Below are 22,144 nucleotides of genomic sequence, written 5' to 3'. Positions count from 1 at the left end.
TGGGCGCGGAGTATATCAACTGCGCTGCACTGCTGCCGACAGGAAACAAGGAAAAACTTGGCAGACTCAGCGATAAAAACTGAGAAAGCTGGGCGTTCAGATCGCTGTAGTTCATCGAGTACGGCCGCGGACACCAAATGCCAACTTCAACCCCTACTACCCGCATAAACCGACGGCATGCTGTGCAGCATCGTTATCCAGTCGGGCCTTAGAGACTTATGTGCCACTTGGTTATTCCCCCTCGAGCGTGACTGCTTGGTGAGCAACAGCCCGGCCACACCCTCTCCTTGTATAACTCATTGATACAAAAGTTCTTTTCGCATAAATACCACACCGCTAGAATCGCGGCCCCTTCCCCAAAAGCACAACTCGACAAGACCGGAAAAGTGCCACGGCACCGACGGATTGACTAAGGAGGTCTCTTACGTATGGAACCATCGGATAGCGATATTGTTTTTCAAAGTTACGGGCGCTGCTGTAACAGCGAGGATTTTTTTAAGGATTTTTACGATCGGTTTATGGGTAGCTCCGCTGATATCCGCGAACTGTTCGCCAATACGGATATGAAAGCCCAGCGCCACCTACTGCGCAATGGCATTATGCAACTGGTGCTTTACGCCCGCGGTATGTCCGATACCAAACTACGCGCTCTGGGCAAGAGCCACGACCGCACGGGCTACAATATCCGACCGGAGTGGTACCGCCTGTGGCTGGATGCCCTGATGGCCACTCTGCGACAGCACGACAGCCAATTTTCCCCGGAAGTCGAGGCCGCCTGGAACCGTGCCATTACCCCCGGCATTGATATCATTCGTCAGGCCTACTGAGCATCCTGCCAAACATTAGAGGGAGCCTGACGCGCACAAACCCATGTGTTTGCCATGTGCTCCTTCAATCTATATAAAACCTTTTCAGTACAGCCAAATTAAACCTATGAGATATAACTTGGAATTATGGTCCCAGGTAATGCTCGAAAAGGAATGGCAACTCGCAAAAGGCGAATGTCTTTACGGACATTCATAACGGGCAGTTCACATTGCTGGTTCTCTCTGGATAGAGCCTGATCGAACGCCAGAACTATGGATTAATTGACAAGGACCTCCTATGAAACCAGTACGAAAGTACAGCTTGCTTCTAGCACTGTCTCTGGCGATATCCGCCTGCGGTGAAGCGCCGTTAGATCGAAAACGCTCACAAAATGAAACCGATTCCACTTTAATCTCAACGGCCAATACCAAAGCCCCACTTTCTATTGATTACGAAAAGTTCACTTTGCCAAATGGTCTTCGCGTTATCGTTCATGAGGATCACAAGGCCCCGATTGTTTCTGTCGGTGTTTGGTATCACGTGGGCTCCAAAGATGAAAAGCCAGGGCGCACCGGCTTTGCCCATTTATTTGAGCACTTGATGTTTAACGGATCGGAAAATTACAACGACGAATATTTCAAACCTTTTGAGCGAGCTGGTGCAACCGGAATGAATGGCACCACTTGGCTGGACCGCACAAACTATTTCGAAACCGTACCAAAAAACGCCCTCGATATGGCCCTGTGGATGGAATCCGATCGAATGGGGCACTTGCTCGGAGTTATCACCCGGGAAAAACTCGATGTGCAACGCGGCGTTGTACAAAACGAAAAACGCCAGGGACAAAATCAGCCCTACGGCAAGGTCTGGGAGCGCATGCAAAAAGCGATATTTCCCGCAGGCCACCCCTACTCCTGGACCACTATAGGGTCTATGGAAGACCTCAATGCCGCAACTATTGAGGACGTGCATGAATGGTTTAAACAGTACTATGGCGCCGCCAATACCGTGCTGGTACTGGCTGGTGATATCGATGTAGAAACTGCCAAAGATAAGGTAAACCATTACTTTGGAGACATCCCCGCCGGGCCACCCTTAATCAAGAAAAAAGCCTGGATTGCCAAGCGGGAGCAATCCACCCGCGAACAGATGTTTGACCGTGTTGCCCAACCCCGCCTTTATAAAGTCTGGAATACCCCCAACCTTGCCCACAAAGATGCCAAAGCGATTGCTCTGGCTGCCTCAATACTCGGCGATGGCAAGAATTCACGCCTCTATGAGCGCCTTGTTTATAGGGATCAAATAGCCACCAACGTCAGCGTTGGGCTGCATGAGTTCGAACTCTCCTCCATATTCCCCATTACTGCCGACGCCAAGCCGGGAGTGAAACTTGCCGAGGTTGAAGCAGCAATTAAAGAGGAATTACAACGCTTCCTCAAAGAGGGCCCTTCTGCGGATGAATTAGCCCGCGTTAATATGAATGAATACGCTGCTCTCGTGCGCAACCTTGAGCAGGTGGGCGGCTGGAGCGGCAAAGGGGTCCTACTCGCCCGCGGTGAGCTCTACCTGAATAACCCCAATGCCTATTTGGATGCCTTGGGTGATAAGCAAAAAATCACCGCCGAGCAAGTGCGAGCGGCTGCACGGAAATGGCTATCCAGCGGTGATTACAACCTCGAGGTGCTCCCCTTCCCCGAATACAGCGTCGCGAAAAGTGGAGCTGACCGCTCCAAACTCCCTGAAACAGGCACTTTCCCTAGCGTGCCTTTCCCCAAGCTACAAACCACAAAGCTATCCAATGGACTGAGAGTGGTGCTGGCGGAACGCCACGCGGTTCCGATTGTGGATATTCAGCTACAGTTTGATGCCGGTTATGCGGCCGACCAGGGTAACAAACTGGGCACCTCCAGCTACGCCATGTCCATGCTTAAAGAGGGCACGAATAAATGGGATGCGCTGGAGATTAGCGCTAGAGAGGAAATGCTGGGAGCGCGTATCAGCGCAAGTGCGGATATCGATACCTCTACGGTTAGCCTCAATACACTAAAAAACAATCTCGACGATTCCGTAGCGCTATTCGCCGACATCGTTATGCACCCAGCCTTTTCTGAGGATGAAATAGAGCGCAAGCGAACGCGCTGGATCGCAGATATTCAGCAAGAAAAAACCCGCCCAGTGCAAATGGCGCTGCGCAGCTTGCCCCCACTGCTCTATGGTGAGGGCCACGCTTACAGTGTGCCATTCACCGGGTCCGGGACCGAAGCCTCGATACAATCCCTCAACCGCGATGATCTCGTGGGTTACCACCAAACTTGGCTGCGCCCTGACAATGCCACTCTGATTGCCGTCGGTGACATCACCTTGGAAGCGTTAACACAAAAACTGGAAAAGCACTTTGCCGACTGGGCAGCACCTGAGCATCCACTTCTCCAGAAAAAACTCACCGAGGTAGCCCACCCCCAGCAAGCCAATATCTACCTGATCGATAAACCCGGAGCCGAACAAAGTATCATTATTGGCGGACTGCTGGCGCCCTCAGAGAAAATCGTCGAGCGCGATGCGCTGCATATGATGAATGATATCTTCGGCGGAACTTTTACCGCGCGCCTCAATATGAACCTACGCGAAGATAAACACTGGGCTTATGGCGCCTATTCCTTTATGACGGGCGCCAAGGGGCAGCAACCGTTGATGATTTATGCCCCAGTACAGACCGACAAAACCAGTGAATCCCTGGTCGAGCTATACACCGAGTTACGCGCCTATATCAGTACCAAACCTGCGCAGGAAAGTGAGCTGCAAAAAATCAAAGAGAAACGAATTAATGAATTACCAGGCAGTTTCGAAACGATTAAAGCGGTATCCAGCGCAATCTCAGGCATGATTACTTACGACCGCCCTCTGGACTACATGGATAGCTATGCAAATACAATCCACAATATAGACCTACCCACCATTCACAAAATGGCCCTAAATACGATAAAACCCGAACAATTTACCTGGGTAATTGTGGGCGACAAACGAAAAATTGAGGCGGGAATTAGCGCACTTAATATTGGCCCAATCATTGAACTCAACCACGCTGGGCAGCCCATCGAAAAAACAAGCATTAATTAAACACTATTAAACAAACCCAGGCGTTTCACCAAACGTCTGGGGTTTGTCTAATACCCAATAGATTACCCCCAAGTAAGACTTTATATATTTTCCCTTCTAAATTGAACGCCCGCCATACAGAAACGATTGCGCGCCACAACCTCTCAATGAAAAAACCGCCAATTTTTTATAAAGATGTAATTCTGTAATTTCTTAAATAAAAACAGTGTTTTTTATTTCTCTAAAACTAAAACATTGTTATTTTCCCCAACGGGGAGGGGCGGGATTTACTTCCTGAAGGGATTTTATCCTCCTCAAAAAAATAAAATAACATCTGTTAAGGAGTAACGTATGAAAAAGGTCCTTTCAATCTTTGCCAGCAGCGCCCTGGCTTTTAGCCTTGCAGCCACGGCCACTGCCGAAGACAAACGCTATATTGTCACCTTTAAGGAAGGCAAGGGGGAGATGGTCGGATCTCTGCTGCAACAAAATGGAGGGCGCAAAGCCCTTGAAATTCGCAACCACAATGCCATGGCCGCCCACCTGCCGGCAAAGGCGCTAATGGCAATGCGCAGGAATCCAAATGTTGCTTTTATCGAAGAAGATTTGAAACGCTACCCCCTATCCCAGGAAATGCCGTACGGTATTCCCATGGTACAAGCAGACCAACTCAGTGACCTTCAGGCAGGTAACCGCACCGTATGTATTATTGACTCCGGTTACGATTTGGCCCACGAGGACCTCTCCGGTAATGCGGTTACCGGTAGTAGCGATCCCGATGGTGCCGGTAACTGGTACGAGGATCAAAATGGTCACGGCACCCATGTGGCCGGCACCATCGCCGCAATGAATAACGACGCAGGTGTTGTAGGGGTAATGCCCAGCAGTAATATTAACCTGCATATCGTCAAAGTCTTTGGCGCTGATGGCTGGGCTTATTCCTCTTCGCTAATCGCCGCTGCGGAAGAGTGTGCGGCCAATGGCGCCAATGTAATCAATATGAGCCTGGGGGGCGATCGGGCCAACTTCTTCGAGAGACGCGGCTTCGACAATCTCAATCAACGCGGCATTCTCTCAATTGCCGCAGCGGGTAACGATGGTAATACTCGCCATAATTACCCCGCCTCTTACAATTCCGTTGTCTCCGTAGCCGCCATCGACAGTGACAAAAAAGTCGCTGGCTTCTCTCAAAAAACAAATCAAGTTGAGCTGGCCGGACCAGGGGTTCAGGTACTCTCCTCCATTCCTACTGGCAGTGGCCAGGCTGCTACCTTAGAAGTAGCCGGCGCTGAGGTCGAAGCGGCGGCCATAACAGGTACTCCCATCGCAGCGATCAGTGGAGCGCTGGAGAACTGTGACACCGCCGAATCTGCATGCGTGAGCGCGGCCGGTAAAATCTGCCTAATTCAACGCGGGAACATCAGCTTTGCGGAAAAAGTGCTGAACTGTGAGGCCGGGGGCGGCATTGGCGCGATTATCTACAACAACGAACCCGGACTACTGTTCGGTACTCACGGAAGTGTGGCAACACATATTCCCTCCGTAGGCATCTCCGATACCGGTGGCAATGCCCTACTGTCGCAACTGGGCGCCAGTGCCACCATTGAGACAGAGGCGATGGATTATGCCTACTTTAATGGTACCTCCATGGCGACACCCCATGTTGCCGGCGCGGCCGCCCTGGTATGGAGCCACTTCCCCAACTGCAGTAACTCTGAGGTCCGCGCAGCCTTAAAGGCTACGGCAGAAGATCTTGGAGAAACAGGCCGCGACAATGCCTATGGTCATGGGCTGGTTCAAGCCAAAGCAGCTTTTGACTATCTGGCTGCCAACGGTTGCACCGGCTCCATTTAACAGCACTGTCATCCGCGGGTAGAGAGCCAGCGCTCACTACCCGTCGCGTACCGGGCAATTGCGCCCGGTACGCGTGGCAAACTCTCTCGTCCCCCCTCAACCTACTGAAAAACTGTTTTCCGGCAAAATGTTCTTGCTCACCAGCTGCTCCAGCACACCGCCGCACTTCTCCCGGAGGGTATCCCTGATCAGGCGCACAGTGGGTGTAATCGACTGCCTGCCGGGACAGACTAACCAGAGCTCCGTACGCTCCGCTTGATACTCCCCCATCACCGCCACAACGGTGTTTTTCAGTAAATCTGTCGCCATATCCAGGCTCGACTTAACAGCCAGCCCACGTCCAGCGACACACCAGCGCCGCACTAGATCCCCATCGTTGGAAGTGCGATCCCCATGCATACGAACTCGAAATAGCTGCTCTCTGGCGGTGAACTCCCAATTATTGTGCACAATATCGTGTAACTGATAAAAAAGGCCGTTATGCCTTGCCAAATCATCGGGGTGCTTGGGAGTTCCATGGCGCGCAAGATAATCGGGCGCGGCACAGAGTAATCGCGGTATATCACATATTTTGAAACCATAGAGATTACTATCTCCAGGGGGACCATAGCGCAGGGCCACATCCACCGGGTCCCGATAAAAATCCACTTGGCTATCACTGATATTGACTTTCAAATAGATTCCCGGATACAGATCCTGAAAGGCATCCAGCCAGGGAACCACAAGGTTGCGCCCCAGGTCCGAAGACAAGCCTATACGCAGCTCTCCGGCGAGCTCTGTGGTGTCCGCCTTCAAATCCTGCTTCGCCAAAACCAGGGTGAGCAACGCTTCCTCACATTTTGGAATAAAGCGCTCGCCTGCCGCTGAAAGACGTAACTGCCGGGTCGTGCGAATAAATAGGTCTGCCCCCAGAGCACGCTCGACACGCTTGATGGCCGCACTCGCTGTCGCAGTGCGCATATCCAAACTAGCCGCAGCGGCGGTGATACTGCGAAATTCGGCTACTTTAAGGATCACATTGAGATCTTCGATCTGCATATTATCAATTATTTTTTGATAAAGAATCAAAGATTGTAACGTTTTTGAATTGGTAATCTACGTCTAAAATGACTGCACTCTATCCAAGAGACAGGCAAAGGTGAAATGCCCCGATGGCTGCTGTTCGGCTTACTCCGACTCGTTTGGATAACCTACATATAGCCCCAACCAACAGGACATAAGAGGAATCGAGGATGAGCAAACTGACTATTGTGGCAAATATCAAAGCCAAGGCCGATAAGGTCGATCTGGTGAAGTCAGAACTTCTTAAACTGATCGACACCACGCGTGCGGAAGACGGTTGCATCAGCTATAACCTGCACCAGGACAATGATAACCCAGCACATTTCCTCTTTTTTGAGAATTGGGAGAGCCGCGATCTTTGGCAAACCCATATGAACAACACCCATCTAAAAGAATACATGCGCGCAACCGATGGAGCCGTTGATGTGTTTACTCTCAATGAAATGAGCGAAATAGAGAACTAAGCCTGATCTCTACCAAAAGCCGGGAATACCCGGCTTTATCAATCTGAAAAACAGTAAAAAGCCCTAACCATTGAAATATCTGGCGTAAGGATAAGACGGATTACGAAGAATCCTTTGACTGCAGCAAATCATCCAGCTCGCTCACCCGCTCATTGCCCAGATATAGCTGCTTCAAGGCTTTTAATGCCTTTTCCCCAATAAACATCTCAGAACTCTTGCGGGTCAGCAGAGTTGCCTTATCAGTACCGCCCAACAGGCCCTCGGGCTCCTCAAGCGCCCGTATCTGAAAGCGGTGATGTAAAAACTGCGGATGCCAAAGGGGGATCACGATCCACTCTCCAGAATTAACCGCCTCCTCGAAACGCCCAAAGCATTCAGTCTCAGTCCCTGGTCGGAAATAATATCCAGCATCCCCTAGTCGGTAGGCATCGATCATTTTGACAGAAAAACGGCTAATACCCGCGCCCGGGTTGATGCCCTGAATACGCCGGCTCATTTTCTCTAACACTTCTGGTTTTAAAAGATCACCGACGGCACGAACCTCCTCTGCCGGGATATGCTCTGGAACTCCCCAAATACAAAAAGGCTTATACAACACGGTTAATTTTCGAACAACATGCTCCATCGGGGTGAGATACTTTTGATGGCTAGCGGGGAGCCAGGCCGACACCAGCATGTCCTCTTGGTCACTACCCAACATTGAAAACATCACTTCATGTGAGGCGGTATACCGCTGCACTCGATGTCCAAAATCCTCTAGGATTTTTTCAACCTCTCTGGCACTAGCATCGTGAAAACTGAGGTCTATATGACCAACGCGTATGGGTCGCATCACCATCACTTTAAAAAATAAAAACAATCTACAGTTTATTCCGCCAAATGGGCATCTACCAATCAGACAATGATACCCATGGGTCTCCATAGTCTTTAAAAAACTCAATGAAAATTTACTTTCTACCGACTTTTACGAACCAATACTTCGGACAGTTTTAGGGGGCTTGAGCCCCTGAATCTATAAGGCTTGAGCCCCGGAGGGCTGTTTTATCGCAAGTCGAAGGTAGCCCTGATCTGCCAATAACTACCCTTTGATCTGCAGCCCTCGAAATTACTGGGCTAAAACAGTCCGGAGTATTGTTAAGCTAATGCTAGTAAGCGTTGTTTTTCTTTTCTTATTTTTCATTTTCTCTGCCGTCAAGCCAGAAATAAGCTTCGATAGAAACTAAAAATTTCGTGAAGCGGCTGAGAAAAATAGCTCCCTTGTAGATACCCTATTATCAAAATTTGATTGCAAGGTCAGGCTTCAAGAGAGCTATAGATTTTCAAGACATTCTTTTCTTTCACTATCCAGCTAAATTTTCGCTACAAATCTAGATATGTTGCTGCTCCAGCAAAATAGTTTGATTTATATAAGCTACCTATAATTTATATTGAGGATTACAACTCTATGAATTATCAAACAATAAAATTCATAATATAAATAAATCGCATTCAGAACTCAATCAAGAATAGTTACTTCCAGTCTAATCAATACATATAGACCGCTCCTGCAAAATCCGCCTCATTGCTCTCAGGACTTGCGAGCAAACCACTATCGGCACCTTCTTCACCGGTCGCCCCTACTGCTAAACTAGCGCCATCTCCACTTAGCGCAATAGATGCACCAAAATAGTCTCCCGAGTCTGTGTTGCTCGCCTTAATATAAGCTTCGCTAGACCAGTCTATACCATTAAATATATAGGTATAAACTGCTCCTGATCGAATTGAAGATCTGTCTGTATTATCTCCAAACAATCCTTGGCTAGAGCTATCCTCCCGCATTGCCCCCACAGCTATAAGGCTGCCATCATCACTCAGCTTTAGTACCTCTCCAAACATATCATTTGCATCAGTATTGGCAGCTTTCAAATAGGCAGTTTGCTGCCAGGAGTTTTCATTTCGCGAAAAAATGTATACAGCGCCATTGTCATATCCATTTTGATCATCGTGATTTTCATTAGATCCATCTTGTAATGGGGCGCCAACGGCTAGAGTTTTTCCATTACCACTTAAATTGAGCGAAAAACCAAATCTATCACCAGCAAATGCATTACTAGCCGATATCTTGCTATCTTCCACCCAGGAATCACCATCCAACTGGTATAGATAAACGGAACCTGCACCCGCATTATCAGCATAAGCTCCAACTGCGAGTGAAGCCCCAGCATCATCCAGGCTTATCGAAGCACCAAAACCTAATCCCGCAGAACTATCAGTAGCCTTAATGTAGGCATACTGTGACCAGACTCCCTCCTCATTACGGAACATATATACCGCTCCAGAATCTTCAATATCATCGCCAGATTCGCCATCAATACCACCGTCTTCATTAGGTGCGGTTACAGCTAAAGTAGAACCATCTCCACTTAGGCTAAGGGCATGACCAAATAGATCATCATTTCCTTGATTGTCAGCTTGAAGTCGGGTGCTGTGGGCCCAACCTTCATTACTTCGGGAAAAAATATGAACAGCACCCGCAGCAAAATTATCCTTTTCCCCGTTCTCCTTGAACGCCCCTATTGCAAGCGTATAACCATCATCGCTAAGGCTCAACGCGGTTCCAAACTGTGCAGCTCCTTGAGGATCAGGAGCCTTAAGATAGGCTTGCTGTGCCCATTCACCATCTTCCCGAGAAAAAACATAAACTGCACCTGAATCAGATGTCAGGTTATCCTCTTGATCACCACCGCTATCTTCGGAAGGGGCACTTACTGCAAGCAGATTGCCATCATCGCTAATTGCTAGATCCCAACCAAACTGATCACCAGCATCCGTATTACTAGGTTTAAAATAACCGATACTACCTATCACTTCCTGATCAATCGCTACTGTTTCAGAATCGATACATCTCTGATCATCACAAGTTTGTAATAAGTATTGGGCGTTAAGCCTTTTGAATAAAGGTACCACTAATTCAGTGTATTCTGTTTTTGGCGTAATAGGATTTCCAACAGGTTCAAACCCAGAGTGACCATCAGAATTTTCAAATAGCTGATAATAAGTTGCCCCAGAAACATCACTCCAGCGAAAGGTTAGCGTTTTGGGTTGCTCATAGTGGGCCTCAATGATAGCGGCTTTAAGCCCAGTGCCAGTATCTGTACCATCTCCCCCATTCGAAGATCCATTGCACCCTGAAAGCGATGCACTAAATATCAAGATTGCTACGTTGATATTAAATCTCATCCTATGTTTTCCTTATAGGTCATCGTATTGTTTTTCAAAACTTTCTCACTCTTTGCGCTGGAGCAGATAAAATTTTTACCTTTCATACAGACAATGCGAATTCTCTCTAGCATCATTCTTAGCACTAAAATTTCTCCAACAAAAAGTAATACGGAAAATAAAATCAAAATAACGGTCGACTTGATCCATAAATAAGCATCCCTTTCATACACCAAAATTTGATTTCTTTTCAGGGCCTTGAGAAGGTTAAAGGCCTGGGATGCATAATTGATAAAAGTTTAAGGTTAAGGGGCTCACTTGCTGAACTCGCAACAACCCGCAAGGATTTCAACACTGAAACGATCGGCATGAAAGAATATTGAAAGGAAATACTCTGTCGAGCAGGCATTTATATATATCCTACTAACTTCACCAGCCGGAAGTAAAAACTCTAAACGTAGGATAAATTTCTCTTTAACCCTCATATTTTATACTTTTCATTATTTGACTTTAGCTATTTACTCCGCATACCAGATAAAGTGCCAAGCTAATACAAAACCCAACAGGATTCATAGTAGCGCTTATAAACATAAATTTTGGCTTTAATTTATAAACCACAAACCGCTCATATCGCAGCTGAGATTTTATAAGCTACCTAAAATCAAATACGTACCTTGATGTACTGATATTTTCAAAAAGCCTACAAGATTCACTTGATAGAGCAAACTTTTTTAGATAAAGAGAGTTTTGTCCCATAAATTAGAACAGTGGTTTCAAAAAAACCGAACGTAAAGTCTTAAAGTGGTTAGATATATGTCCGAATTTGAGGGTACATTTTTATGAAAGAATGTGATTCACAATTTCTTGAATAACTACAACACTTCGGACAGTTTCATGCCGCCATAGTCCTGTAGTCACCATACCGCTCGTAAATACGGGCAACTTTGTCACGACTTTGGTCTAAATCTAACTCATCAAAAATTCTATCCATAAGGTGCTGATTGAACTTGGGACGCTTCCAGATAGCAATTGAAATGACCACAATCTCACCCGTTTGTTTCGCGTTTCTATCTTCGATTTTCAGCAAATTCAGAGTCGCCAATGATGCATTGACATGCATGTTGATCGCCTCTTTTCGGATTGACTGACAATGAGCCAGACCAGTGTGCTGTTTTACATCTCTGCCGTCCTTTATGAATTGAAACATCACAACACGAATGGTTCGTTTTAAAAATTGGCATAAACAGTTTTCGTATATACTTCAGTTCTTTTATTTAGAGCACCAACCTAGTCAAAACGATGTACGTCCATATCAAAATCAACCTTGCCATCATATTTCTTAGAACGACCCGAGCCTTTGTACGCCCCTTCGTACAACCACTGTAAACTTCCCACAATGTTCAACCCCGTTGGAATGATGGCTGAAACAAACTTCACCTTGCTATAATAGGCATCTGCAGCTAGATATTTCATACCAAGCGCAAGAATTGCTACTGCAACTTTGACGGCATGATCGGCATAGAGCTCAATTCGAGACCGGTCCCCTTCATCTATTGTCTGCAGACTATCCAAGGTATAGGCAGTATTCGATTTCAGATCAGTGATACTGTTCAAGGAAATTTCGAGACCACGCTGAAATTCTTCGGCACTGCCGTTGTAATACCACCCTAACCCTTCTGTTTTATAGCCTGACTTACTAACAAAGTTTTTATCTATGGCAGCTACACGCTCCTGGATGTGAGGAAATTCTTGTGTAAATAGTTTTTATTGAACTGGACGAAATCAAAATATCTACGAGACCAGCGACAAAAGCGTCTCTCACTGGCAGAACTGTATCGCCCCATGTTTAGATAGGCTGCTTTTCCCTAAAATACCATCAGGGCGGAAAAGGTGTAAGCATGAGTTTTCTTTGCGATCTTTTAATATTGGATATTTGAGCGAAAACAGTTTTTACTACATCTTCCATGGGCAGGTATTATTTTGATGTGATGTGAGAACCTTATTTTCTCAGTATCTGGCCGTGGCTCCTACCTATTTCGCCCCTTAAAACTGTCCGAAGTATTGACGAACAGAAAAAGGGCAACTCTGTTGGTTTGTGTTTCATGCAGATATTATTAATGCTACCAAACCCTAAACATCACAACTTGTAAGATTTTCCACTCCAAGCCCTAAGAGGTATTCTTAAAAGGGCTCAGAATATTATTCCTTTAAACTACAAATAAAAAACAACAGATAGTCGGATAGATATCCGCTCAAAACGCAGACTTAAACAATAGAGCCAAAATCACTTTCGGCTCTATTATTCATCTCTTTATTTTCCCGCGACCTGCTTGACCTGATCATTCAAAACGGCATGCTGCATACCAATGGTGCCTAAAGCTTCTACCGGTAGAAAGACCTTGTTATTCGATTCAGCCATTTTATCCAGCACTTCCAGGGTGCGATAGGCTAAGTATTTATCGGTTACCGATTTTGCCAGAAGATCATTGACCTCCTTTTGTCCAATCGCTTTCTCACGGGCAATAGCACGATTCATCTTTTCCCGCTCCAGATCCCGCTCCATTTGAATTTTTTGAATTTCAAACTGCGCCTTTTCCTGCTCTATTAACTCGCGGCGCTCAGCGGCACGCTCCTTAGCCTGTGTAATCACCTTGGGGAATTGTATATCCGCCAGGCCCAGGCGTTTAATTTCAATGGGGGTTCCTTTCAAAGCCTTGGATACCTCACCAAACAACTCATGACTCAGGGATTCCCGGCTTGAGGCAATTTCATTTATGGAATACTTAGCCACGACACGGCGCACCACATCCCGTATTACGGGCTGGGCATAAGTTCCGTAGACATGATTAACAGAAATATTATTGTTCACCGGCGGAATACGATCAAATACATGATCAATAACATCGTTACTGATCGCACCGGTCATACGCACATCAAAGCTCATATTCAACTGATCTTTCGGCATAAAGACTTTAAATTTTTCCAAATGCCCAAAATCCGCAATCGTCATCGTGACCAGCTTATCGCAATAGAATATGCACATATCCAGACGAAACTTGGAAGGTGGTACCACTTCGGGCTTATATCCATTCTTGGTCAATATTTTGCCCACATGGGCCGGCGGCACTTCCACCCGTTCACCACAAGCAGAAAGTAATAGAAAGGAGGCCAACAAACCGAAAACCACTACAAAACGCATCATAAACACCAATCAATGAAAGGAAATACGATATGGCAATTGTTCAACGACGACAAGAAAGAGTAATCCGCTGAAAGATGCTACAATCGACGCCAAACAAATGAGCCCAAGCTCATATTCCTATTAACTGTTTGAAATAAAGATATGCAATTGGAATTTGTCACCGCAACCCTTTTTAATCTCGGCATTAACCTGCTCTACACAATGCTGGCACTTTTTATTGGAATCATCGCACTGATCACTATCGATAAAAAACTACTGCGCACAGTCGATATCGAGGGCGAACTGAAAAATGGCAATATTGCAGTTTCCATCTTCGCCTCCACAATCCTGATCTTTGTCGCCATCATTATTTCCTTCGGACTGAAAGGATAGAGCCGTGCGCAGATGGGTCGCCCCGTTATTAGTGTTCTCTGCGCTGCTAATGCTGCCGGAAATTCTCCGTAAAACAATACACAGGCCGACGGAAAGCTTCTCTGCAGAGGAATCCCTCAGTTCCGCACATAGAATTTATGATTCAACCGCCACAGCGGCTCAGGATCGTCAATACGGTATCGTGAGAGTCGTCGGTACCAGTAATCCCCTGCCGGAGGAAACTGTCCAGCAGGTGGTGGCCAAACGCACTCTGGAAGAGAGCGCCTACGTTTCAATTTGGAATTGGCAGGGTTTCGAGGCGGTAACCGCTTCAGCGCGAGGCCTGGATAACAAACACCATTTTGCCAATAGTTATCTGGTGGGTTTCAAACCTTTCCAAACCCGGCAACTCTGGGTGCCACTCTACACACTGGCCATGCAGAAGGAATATCAGTACGACCACCTGCAATACGCCGGCCTGTCCGATATCTGGCAGACTTCGCGCCAGGCTTATTATCAAAAACGCGGCGATTGCGAAGACCACGCCATTTTACTAGCCGACTGGCTGATTGAACTGGGAGTGGATGCGCGGGTGGCGCTGGGTACTCACCGGGGGCAGGGGCACGCCTGGGTGGTGGCTATTGTGGATGGCCAAGAATATCTGCTGGAAGCCACCAGCAAGCGCCGCGAAGCCAGCTGGCAAGCAATGCCCCTAGCCGCCCTGACCGAGGGCTATGAGGTGGAATTTCAGTTCAATCGCAACTTTTTCTGGGCGAAACACAATTCCACGCCCACGCGAAAGTATCGCGGTCGCCACTGGATTAAAAAATCCCAGTTTATTCGCAGTTGATTTGACCCTGGGAGGATCCACCCGGTGTGTTATTTCCGGGTGCGTTTATTCTAAACTCAGGCCCTGCAGCCCCGTTGCTGGAGACAGCTTAAATCGGCGAACCCGGCGGCATCGCTTTGATATCCCCGGCTTTTACTTCCAGCTCTCCACGCATAAAAGATTCAATACGCTTAGCCTGGAAATAATAGTGCGCGCTATACCCTTCAGCATCCTCACCAAATAATTTTCTCTTCCCCAGCGCCAGCTGAAATTTAGCGAGTTGTAACTGTGCCTTGGCGCGCACCGACTCCGCAGCGTTGCGGTTACTGGCGAGTAACATCAGATACTGGATATAGACATGATTGGTGCGCTGATGAACGGCCGCCTGAAGTCCACTGTACTGTGCACTATTCAGGGATAGCGCGGTCAGTCGCTCCAACAGGGTATCGAACGCGGGAATCTCACTGCTGCGAGCACTCTGTTGATTCATACGCGCTGCCCGCTGCGGGTCCATCAAGATAGACAAGGTGTGGCCCACCGCTGCCTCGGCGAGGGCCACCGCATCGAAAGCCACACCGGTATGAGAGGGAAAGCTCTCCCTTGTGCGTTCATAGCCATAAGATTTGGGCGGAATTAATTGCAGAACCTGTTCCGGCAGCACCAGGAACTCTGGTGACAGGGTAGCCACTAACGTCTCTATCGCCTGCTGTTGGCGCTCCGCCGGTACCAGGGTGTAACTGTTTTGCTCAGCGCCGTTATACAGATAATCGTAATCCAGACCACCAATCAACTTACCCACAGCTTCGGCCTGGTAGCGGTGCCCGTAGTAAACAGGTACCAGTGTCTCCTCCAGATCTGATCGTGGCGCGGAAGTGGGATTTGCCGCACCCGAGAAGTTTTCCAGGGCATATCGACGCAGCTCAATCAAACGATTAAATTCCGCCAGTGGCTCTACTCCGTTATCCCATAAGTGGGATGTGGCATGGGCGTTGTTGATTGCGCGGGAATCCGGGTCAGAGATAAAACGCAATCCCTGTTCACCGGCTTCGGCAATGACCTTCGTTAAATAAGACTGCTCCTCATCGCCACTACCGTAGCCATAGCGGATTGCCAACTTATCCCATGCACCTATTCCGGATGCGTACGCGTTGGACAAATCCAATTCTGACCCCAGCAGGGAAACCAATGGTGCCGGGTAATCCATCACCGAGGCACGCTCCTCGGCGCTGGCAGCAAAATTGTGGGCCAGCCCCAAGGTGTGGCCCACTTCATGGGCGGACAGTTGGCGAATACGCGCCAGCGCCATAGCCTGCAAGGCCGCGGTATCTACTGCTTCATCCGTATAAGGCTGCAAAAGTCCCTGGGCGATTAGGAAATCTTGGCGCACTCGCAGGGAACCCAGGGTGACGTTTCCCTTCAGGATTTCACCGGTACGCGGATCAAACACAGAATAGCCATAAGACCAACCGCGGGTCGCGCGGTGCACCCAGTTGATCACGTTGTAGCGCACATCCAATGGGTCCACATCTTCCGGGAGAATCTCCACCCGGAAAGCATTTTTATAACCGGCAGCGCTGAAAGCCTGGCTCCACCAGCTGGCACCTTCTACCAGTGCGCTGCGGACTGGCTCCGGAACACCGGAGTCCACATAGTAAACGATAGGTTCAACCACCTCATTGCTACCCGATTTTTTCTCGAGCCGGTGACGGTAGATAAAGCGCTGATCCAGAGGCTGGTCGATTGCGGTTGCGTAATCGCGATACATAAAGGGGAAGTAGCCACTGCGACTGTGGAACACCCGCGGCTGGTACTCTCGATCAGGAAGTTCAATCAAGGAGATATGCTGGCGTAGGGAAACCAGAGTCGGGGTTGGTACCACCTCGCGCAAATATTTACCCGGCTTGTTACCGGAAAAGGTCAGCTGAGCCTCAAACTCGCTGTTCTTGGGAAAACTATTAGTGCGCGGCAAAAAGATCGCGGACTTCGATTTATCCACAGAATAACTGCCCTGCTCCGCCTGCTTTAGGCGGGCCCCAATACCGTGCTGATCGCTCAGCAAGAAGGGGGTGAAGTCCACCAATGTAGAACCATCATTTTGTGCTAAAACTTCAAATCCCCAGAGTACTGAAGAGGCAAAAGCCTCTTCCACTGCGCGGCGCTCTGCCAGGTTTTCAGACTCAGCACGATAGTGAGCGTTTACCTGGTGCAACAGTACCTTATTACCCACACGCTGGAACTTCACCAAACGGCTCTCACCCACCTGGTTGCGGTCCAAGCCCACGGGGTTAGACCCCAACCCCTGAGCCAGACCGGTGAGGAGTAGCAGCTCACGCTCAAACATATCGATCTGCAATAGTACTCGGCCGCTGCCCTCGTCCCAGTAGAAATTGTGATACCCACTGTATTTACGCATATCCGTCGTGTACTCGACGATATTCTCGGCTCGAGCCACTGTGCTTAACAGCACCAAGCACAGCGCCATCAAATGCCTGCTGAATGACATTTGCCGTCCCCCAATTTTTAATTATTAAAAGCCAATACTCTGCGGTGCCCTGACCACATCTGGATTGTGGCCAAGAGTAGCACTTAGAGTAACCCCAATCTGCACAAAAAACAGACTGAAAAGTTTTCTTATACGCTGCATCCATTTGCACCTTCAATCTCGTCTGAAAGGGAAAGGCAGAAAAACAGAGATTGAACTATGTGGAAACCACTTGCGATTTCAACACTGATTGGTTTGGGCGGAGCAGGCCAGGTCATGGCACACGAATCCATTCATATCGATACCGACAACTGTGAGTCAACGCTCGACTACACAGTGAAAGTGGGACCCGACTTCTTCGAAGTACACGAGGATAGTGATAAGCAACAATTGGTGTACTTCCACTCACCGGCACAGCTGCAGGTAAATGGAAGCCCGGTAACTCTGGATACCCAACAACAACAACTGTTGCAGGAGTATCGCCAAAAACTGCACCTCGCCGGCCGTGACACCCTTTTGGTGACACTGGAAGCCGTAGATATCGCCATGGACGGATTGTCTATCGCTATCAGCGCCCTGGCGGGCCCGGATCACCCGGAGAATCAGGAGCTGAAACAATTCTCTGTGGATTTAATTCAGCGCACCGAGGATCGCCTCAATCGCGAAGGGGAAGTCTACTATCTCGGTGATACTGAGATTGGCAACTTTATTGACGAGACAATCTCCAAAGAATTTGAGCCCCGTATCGAACGCCTGGCCAAGGATGCCGCGGGTACTATTGCCTGGCACGCTCTCAAGGCCGCGTTCACCGGAGGACAGAGTATTGAGGAGCGCGCTACCGAACAGGCGGAACAGTTACTGGAACATCGCGCAGAACAGATTGAGCAAACTGCCGAGCAACTTTGTGCCTCTCTGCAGTCCATTGACCAACTGGAAACACAATTACATCAAGCCGTACCCGAGCTGGGCGACTATGATCTGGTCAAATAGTATTAGTGCCAACCGGTCTTAATTTTATCCCCCAAAGCCTGGCCGCTCTGCGGCCTTTTTTATTGCAGTTGCAATTTTTTAAGAAATTGCTTTGCATCGCGAACACTTCCCTTCGCGTGCTCCACATGGGTCATATGCCCGACTTTTTCGTAGGCAATCAACTTACTATTCGGTATTTCATGAGAAAAATACTCACCTACCTCTAGCGGAATAATTTGATCTTCTGATCCCCAGAGAAACAAAACAGGAGTTTGTATATGCTCAAGCCCTAAAAGCGGTTGGAAATTGACTGTAGCATTAGCGACAAGATTAATAGCCGTGCCACGACTTTTCTTATAACGCGAGAGTAGGTAAATACGGTCCACCATTTTTTCCGGTACAGCATTTGGATTATAGAAAAACCGGGCTTTTAACAGTTTTCTAAACAGCCCACGGCTACCCAAATGAGAAACAAAGCGTCGCCCCCAGTGACTGAGTGCGAAACGCGCCATAGAGGCAGGCATTTTCAGCCCCTTGTCACATTGATAACCGCCCGGTGCAATCAAGATTGCGGCCTCAGCAGTATCGGGATGTTCAATCAAGTAGCGCAGTACCGCATTGCCTCCAAAGGAGTGACCAACAAGAACAAACCTCTGCAACCCCATTGCCTCAATAAACCGCGCGATAAAATCCGCCAGGTGCTTAGGGGTATAGGTTCCCCCCGGCAAGGGATCTGTCAGACCGTGGCCTGGAAGATCCACCAATATCAAGTGGTAATCCCTAGCCAACACTTTTGCCCACTCCCCCCAGCCCCCCAAGGAGTCCCCACCACCATGAAAACACAAAAGCAGTGGGCGCCCCTCCCTGCCTACTTCCCGATAGTTCACCGAAAAACCATCGGCAAAAGCTAACTGGTTGTAGGAAAAACGGGACAATTCGTTGCGGCTCAAACTAGGGCTGAAAAACGCGATTCCCAGTAACCAGATAAAAATCAGCAGAAGTATAAGGACAATCCAGAATGCCATAATCACGACAGGGCCTCCCTAGCCCGCGCTGGTTGTTTAAGAAGACAGCGTGACCCAAAAATTATTAGTTTATCGAAGAAATGTCAGCCCTTTGAGACTGGTCGAGGCTACAGCCACATAAAAGTGCATCAATAAAATCATAAAGAGACCACCGACCAGAATTAGCCAAAACCGGTTGTACCCCAGGTGACGCATGGATAGGAACCAGGCGCCAAGATTTAACAGCTGTAATACAGCAGATAAGCCCGCCAACAGCACCGCTTCGGTATAGGCCAGCCAGGTGAGATTAAAAGCAAGGGAGGGAACCTGAATCATCACCGCGGCTGCCCCCAGCAAGGCTGCCGCCAAGCCAACATTACGCACTGAGTCGAAGGTAATTTCCAAGGCCCGAGGATAATCGCTCATTTACTCCCTGTATCCATTTACCCAGTTCTGCCCATTTTAAAAACCTGTGGGCCAACCAGAAGAATAGATTGCATTCAGCAATGGGGTTCTAAATCCATCAGATAAGCAGCTTAAGCGAGGCTTAGTAAGTATTGCCCGCGTGTAATGCGACAGTGCCAGGCCTTGTACACACGAACTACCCAGTTATAAGCCGAATTTATTCCTTAAACTCAAGCACCTGTTCCATCGCCCGGCGGATAGAGTCCAATGACAAAGTAATATCCTCCGCCGTGGTAGCCCAAGATGAGACACTGAGACGTAAAGCCATTCTATCCCGCCACACGGTCGTACCGAACCAGCACACGCCTTCCTCCTGCACAATACCTACAATCTGCTGCAACGCGGATTCGTCATTGATGCTCGCGACCACTTGATTCAGCACCACTTCATTGAGAATCTCAAAGCCTAAATTGGCTAGGCCGTCGGCAAACTGACGGGCAAAATCGCAGCACCGCTCCACCAAATTAGCCACGCCTTCACAGCCCATTTCCTGAATCGCCGCCCAAACCTCAACGCCCCGGGCGCGGCGGGAAAACTCAGGAACCATATCCTTCGGTGGCACCTGGACTCCAGACAGTAAATAAGGCGCCTGTGTAGTCATAACACGGTGCACCGCCCGGGCCTCGCGACAGATAGCAACACCACAATCGTAGGGTGTATTCAGCCATTTGTGCCCATCAACCGTCCAGGAGTCCGCTAACGCCACTCCCGCAGTTAGGTATCGCTGCCTAGGTGAAGCCGCCGCCCACAAGCCAAAGGCGCCATCCACATGTACCCAGGCTCCAGCCGCCTTGGCCCTCGGGATGATTTCTTCAAAAGGATCAAAATGACCGGAATTTACATTGCCTGCCTGCAAACACACGATGGTGGTTTCATCCAACTCGGGGAAAGAACCTACAAGCACTCGGCCCTGATTGTCGCAGGGAGCTTTCACCAATTGGTCTGTACCAATTCCAAGAATCGACAAAGCTTTATGCACTGTGACATGGGATTCTTCAGATACAATAATCCTCAGCGGGGGTGCTCCGGCTAGCCCCTTTTTCGCCAGATCAATACCCAGTTTCTCATATTGATGGTTGCGTGCTGCAGCCAAACAAACCATGTTCGCCATAGAGGAGCCAGTGGTAAATCCAACACTACTTTCTTCCGGTAACTCCAGCAATTGCAGTAGCCACTGAGCGGCAATGCGCTCCAAGTAAACTGCCGAGGGTGCCGATGATTCCAGTACCGCCACTTGGTCCCAGGCCGCATTTAAAATAGAGGCCCCCATTGCTGCCGGGGTAGAGCCCCCGACCACCAAACCGAAGAAGCGACCACCGGTACTCGCCACAGTAGCGGGAGAGGCGTAATGATGGAGCTCTGCAATCACCTGTTGCGCCTCTTGCCCTTTGTGAGGCAGGGAGGAGTTTAATCTTTCCAGCTCACTCAAATCTAAAGGTGATGGACTGACTCTTCGCTCGCGAATTTTGGATATATATTCCTCAGCACATCGACTTGCCTCAGACAGAGCCTTTAAAGATTTCAAATTACTGGTCATTTTATTCTTTTTCATTTATTCGCCTCACACTTCCCTTTATCAAAATTTTTAGACGGCAAGGAAATTTTCGCAACAGAATCAAAAATAATTTCTCGAAATAAAATTCCAGGTCTGTTCACAAAGTAATTGATGCCCAACGGGGTTTGCATGGAGCCCATCTTCAGAAAGCAGTGGCATAATCGCCAATGCGCACCATAAACTTTCAAAATCCAGCACTGGGATTCCTTCACTCAAGGCTACTTCTCTCACCACTTGGCTATAAAGCTGTGCATCTTTTCGAAAGAAATAGCTATCGCTATCGCGATAAGGCGTCGTTCTCCGCTCATCAAAGGGGATGCCGGTCATTACAAAGCTGGGGGCGATCTCACTGGATGCTTGCAGTAGCTCTAACATCGCCTGGCGAAAAAAATCCAAAGCCATCGTATTCTTTGCCGCTTCCCCGCCAATGCGGCAAATATCATTATAACCAGGGTAGAGCCCTATTAAATGGGGCCTTCTCACAGAGAGTTCCGCTGAAACCCGCTGAGTAAGCGATACAACACTTTCACCAAATATTCCCAATGCATAGACTAAGTTTTTGGGATTCAAAGGTTCGTAACGGAAACGAAACCTTTGAACGAAGCCTCCCAGCTCGGTATCACCTCGTCCATAGATGGAGCTTGAACCAATAAAGGCGATCTTTTTGGGAACTCTTCTAGACATAGGAATAACCTACAGGTTAAATGGGCTTTTATGTTCGCTACAAGTTACTACCAAGAAAAATATGGTTCCAACAATTTATGAAACACAAACTAAAAAAACAGTTATTCAAACAGTATAGAACT

General features: G+C 48.3%; 18 protein-coding genes. 7 read left to right on the top strand and 11 right to left on the bottom strand.

The features are described 5' to 3' along the window. The first annotated feature begins 428 nt into the window (after positions 1–428). From ACCI51_RS05455 to ACCI51_RS05445, 3 genes are all read left to right on the top strand, one after another. Positions 429–827, top strand: a complete 399-nt coding sequence (locus ACCI51_RS05455; protein WP_299585470.1) for a globin — start codon at positions 429–431, stop codon at positions 825–827. Positions 828–1,104: 277 nt separating this feature from the next. After that, a complete protein-coding gene (locus tag ACCI51_RS05450) occupies positions 1,105–3,924 on the top strand; it encodes a M16 family metallopeptidase (protein WP_371842878.1) in 2,820 nt (939 codons plus the stop codon). Positions 3,925–4,254: 330 nt separating this feature from the next. Further along, entirely contained in the window at positions 4,255–5,757 is a 1,503-nt protein-coding gene (locus tag ACCI51_RS05445) for a S8 family serine peptidase (RefSeq protein WP_371842877.1), read from the top strand. Positions 5,758–5,853: 96 nt separating this feature from the next. Here ACCI51_RS05445 and ACCI51_RS05440 read toward each other — a convergent pair whose 3' ends face one another. Then, the gene (locus ACCI51_RS05440) at positions 5,854–6,795 is read right to left on the bottom strand and encodes a LysR family transcriptional regulator (protein WP_371842876.1); all 942 of its coding nucleotides are present in this window, start codon (positions 6,793–6,795) and stop codon (positions 5,854–5,856) included. Between the two features lie 194 nt (positions 6,796–6,989). Between ACCI51_RS05440 and ACCI51_RS05435 the strand changes: the two genes are divergently transcribed. Beyond that, positions 6,990–7,283 carry a putative quinol monooxygenase gene (locus tag ACCI51_RS05435; protein WP_299585478.1) on the top strand — a complete coding sequence of 98 codons (294 nt, stop codon included), beginning with the start codon at positions 6,990–6,992 and terminating at the stop codon, positions 7,281–7,283. A 100-nt stretch (positions 7,284–7,383) separates the two neighbouring features. Here the strand turns inward: ACCI51_RS05435 and ACCI51_RS05430 are convergent, their stop codons facing one another. From ACCI51_RS05430 to ACCI51_RS05410, 5 genes are all read right to left on the bottom strand, one after another. Further along, complete coding sequence (locus ACCI51_RS05430) at positions 7,384–8,142, bottom strand: glycine betaine ABC transporter substrate-binding protein (RefSeq protein ID WP_371842875.1); 759 nt, start codon at positions 8,140–8,142, stop codon at positions 7,384–7,386. A 665-nt stretch (positions 8,143–8,807) separates the two neighbouring features. Then, positions 8,808–10,502, bottom strand: a complete 1,695-nt coding sequence (locus ACCI51_RS05425; RefSeq protein ID WP_371842874.1) for a hypothetical protein — start codon at positions 10,500–10,502, stop codon at positions 8,808–8,810. Positions 10,503–11,373: 871 nt separating this feature from the next. Beyond that, positions 11,374–11,601: a hypothetical protein gene (locus tag ACCI51_RS05420; RefSeq protein ID WP_371842873.1), complete on the bottom strand. Its 228-nt coding sequence runs from the start codon at positions 11,599–11,601 to the stop codon at positions 11,374–11,376. Between the two features lie 167 nt (positions 11,602–11,768). Beyond that, the gene (locus tag ACCI51_RS05415; RefSeq protein WP_371842872.1) at positions 11,769–12,095 is read right to left on the bottom strand and encodes a hypothetical protein; all 327 of its coding nucleotides are present in this window, start codon (positions 12,093–12,095) and stop codon (positions 11,769–11,771) included. Positions 12,096–12,792: 697 nt separating this feature from the next. Continuing rightward, positions 12,793–13,683 carry an SPFH domain-containing protein gene (locus tag ACCI51_RS05410; RefSeq protein WP_371842871.1) on the bottom strand — a complete coding sequence of 297 codons (891 nt, stop codon included), beginning with the start codon at positions 13,681–13,683 and terminating at the stop codon, positions 12,793–12,795. Between the two features lie 141 nt (positions 13,684–13,824). On the opposite strand from ACCI51_RS05410, the gene ACCI51_RS05405 reads away from it, so the two are divergent. Together ACCI51_RS05405 and ACCI51_RS05400 are read left to right on the top strand one after the other, a co-directional pair. Beyond that, positions 13,825–14,055 carry a DUF350 domain-containing protein gene (locus tag ACCI51_RS05405; RefSeq protein ID WP_299585488.1) on the top strand — a complete coding sequence of 77 codons (231 nt, stop codon included), beginning with the start codon at positions 13,825–13,827 and terminating at the stop codon, positions 14,053–14,055. A 4-nt stretch (positions 14,056–14,059) separates the two neighbouring features. Continuing rightward, positions 14,060–14,884 carry a transglutaminase domain-containing protein gene (locus ACCI51_RS05400; protein ID WP_371842870.1) on the top strand — a complete coding sequence of 275 codons (825 nt, stop codon included), beginning with the start codon at positions 14,060–14,062 and terminating at the stop codon, positions 14,882–14,884. Between the two features lie 88 nt (positions 14,885–14,972). Here the strand turns inward: ACCI51_RS05400 and ACCI51_RS05395 are convergent, their stop codons facing one another. Next, positions 14,973–17,366 (bottom strand): zinc-dependent metalloprotease, encoded by a 2,394-nt coding sequence (locus tag ACCI51_RS05395; protein ID WP_371842869.1) that lies wholly within the window; start codon positions 17,364–17,366, stop codon positions 14,973–14,975. A 198-nt stretch (positions 17,367–17,564) separates the two neighbouring features. On the opposite strand from ACCI51_RS05395, the gene ACCI51_RS05390 reads away from it, so the two are divergent. Then, complete coding sequence (locus ACCI51_RS05390) at positions 17,565–18,335, top strand: DUF2884 family protein (protein WP_371842868.1); 771 nt, start codon at positions 17,565–17,567, stop codon at positions 18,333–18,335. Positions 18,336–18,394: 59 nt separating this feature from the next. Here ACCI51_RS05390 and ACCI51_RS05385 read toward each other — a convergent pair whose 3' ends face one another. From ACCI51_RS05385 to ACCI51_RS05370, 4 genes are all read right to left on the bottom strand, one after another. Next, positions 18,395–19,339, bottom strand: coding sequence for an alpha/beta fold hydrolase (locus ACCI51_RS05385; RefSeq protein WP_299585613.1), 945 nt, complete (start codon positions 19,337–19,339; stop codon positions 18,395–18,397). Positions 19,340–19,408: 69 nt separating this feature from the next. Beyond that, positions 19,409–19,744, bottom strand: coding sequence for a hypothetical protein (locus ACCI51_RS05380; protein ID WP_371842867.1), 336 nt, complete (start codon positions 19,742–19,744; stop codon positions 19,409–19,411). 196 nt (positions 19,745–19,940) lie between these two features. Continuing rightward, on the bottom strand, positions 19,941–21,335 hold the full coding sequence (locus tag ACCI51_RS05375; RefSeq protein WP_371842866.1) for a pyridoxal phosphate-dependent decarboxylase family protein: 1,395 nt from the start codon (positions 21,333–21,335) through the stop codon (positions 19,941–19,943). 63 nt (positions 21,336–21,398) lie between these two features. Beyond that, positions 21,399–22,022, bottom strand: a complete 624-nt coding sequence (locus tag ACCI51_RS05370; RefSeq protein ID WP_299585500.1) for a GDSL-type esterase/lipase family protein — start codon at positions 22,020–22,022, stop codon at positions 21,399–21,401. Positions 22,023–22,144: the final 122 nt, after the last annotated feature.

This window comes from Microbulbifer echini (genome assembly GCF_041447225.1).
Taxonomy (GTDB): Bacteria; Pseudomonadota; Gammaproteobacteria; order Pseudomonadales; family Cellvibrionaceae; genus Microbulbifer; species Microbulbifer echini.
This window is presented reverse-complemented; position numbering and strand designations above follow the sequence as displayed.

Coding starts and splice junctions, on each gene's coding strand:
- ACCI51_RS05370 (WP_299585500.1), bottom strand. CDS start 22,022: ATGTCTAGAAGAGTTCCCAAAAAGATCGCCTTTATTGGTTCAAGCTCC.
- ACCI51_RS05420 (WP_371842873.1), bottom strand. CDS start 11,601: ATGCATGTCAATGCATCATTGGCGACTCTGAATTTGCTGAAAATCGAA.
- ACCI51_RS05440 (WP_371842876.1), bottom strand. CDS start 6,795: ATGCAGATCGAAGATCTCAATGTGATCCTTAAAGTAGCCGAATTTCGC.
- ACCI51_RS05395 (WP_371842869.1), bottom strand. CDS start 17,366: ATGTCATTCAGCAGGCATTTGATGGCGCTGTGCTTGGTGCTGTTAAGC.
- ACCI51_RS05390 (WP_371842868.1), top strand. CDS start 17,565: ATGTGGAAACCACTTGCGATTTCAACACTGATTGGTTTGGGCGGAGCA.
- ACCI51_RS05455 (WP_299585470.1), top strand. CDS start 429: ATGGAACCATCGGATAGCGATATTGTTTTTCAAAGTTACGGGCGCTGC.
- ACCI51_RS05445 (WP_371842877.1), top strand. CDS start 4,255: ATGAAAAAGGTCCTTTCAATCTTTGCCAGCAGCGCCCTGGCTTTTAGC.
- ACCI51_RS05410 (WP_371842871.1), bottom strand. CDS start 13,683: ATGATGCGTTTTGTAGTGGTTTTCGGTTTGTTGGCCTCCTTTCTATTA.
- ACCI51_RS05375 (WP_371842866.1), bottom strand. CDS start 21,335: ATGAAAAAGAATAAAATGACCAGTAATTTGAAATCTTTAAAGGCTCTG.
- ACCI51_RS05380 (WP_371842867.1), bottom strand. CDS start 19,744: ATGAGCGATTATCCTCGGGCCTTGGAAATTACCTTCGACTCAGTGCGT.
- ACCI51_RS05435 (WP_299585478.1), top strand. CDS start 6,990: ATGAGCAAACTGACTATTGTGGCAAATATCAAAGCCAAGGCCGATAAG.
- ACCI51_RS05385 (WP_299585613.1), bottom strand. CDS start 19,339: ATGGCATTCTGGATTGTCCTTATACTTCTGCTGATTTTTATCTGGTTA.
- ACCI51_RS05405 (WP_299585488.1), top strand. CDS start 13,825: ATGCAATTGGAATTTGTCACCGCAACCCTTTTTAATCTCGGCATTAAC.
- ACCI51_RS05425 (WP_371842874.1), bottom strand. CDS start 10,502: ATGAGATTTAATATCAACGTAGCAATCTTGATATTTAGTGCATCGCTT.
- ACCI51_RS05450 (WP_371842878.1), top strand. CDS start 1,105: ATGAAACCAGTACGAAAGTACAGCTTGCTTCTAGCACTGTCTCTGGCG.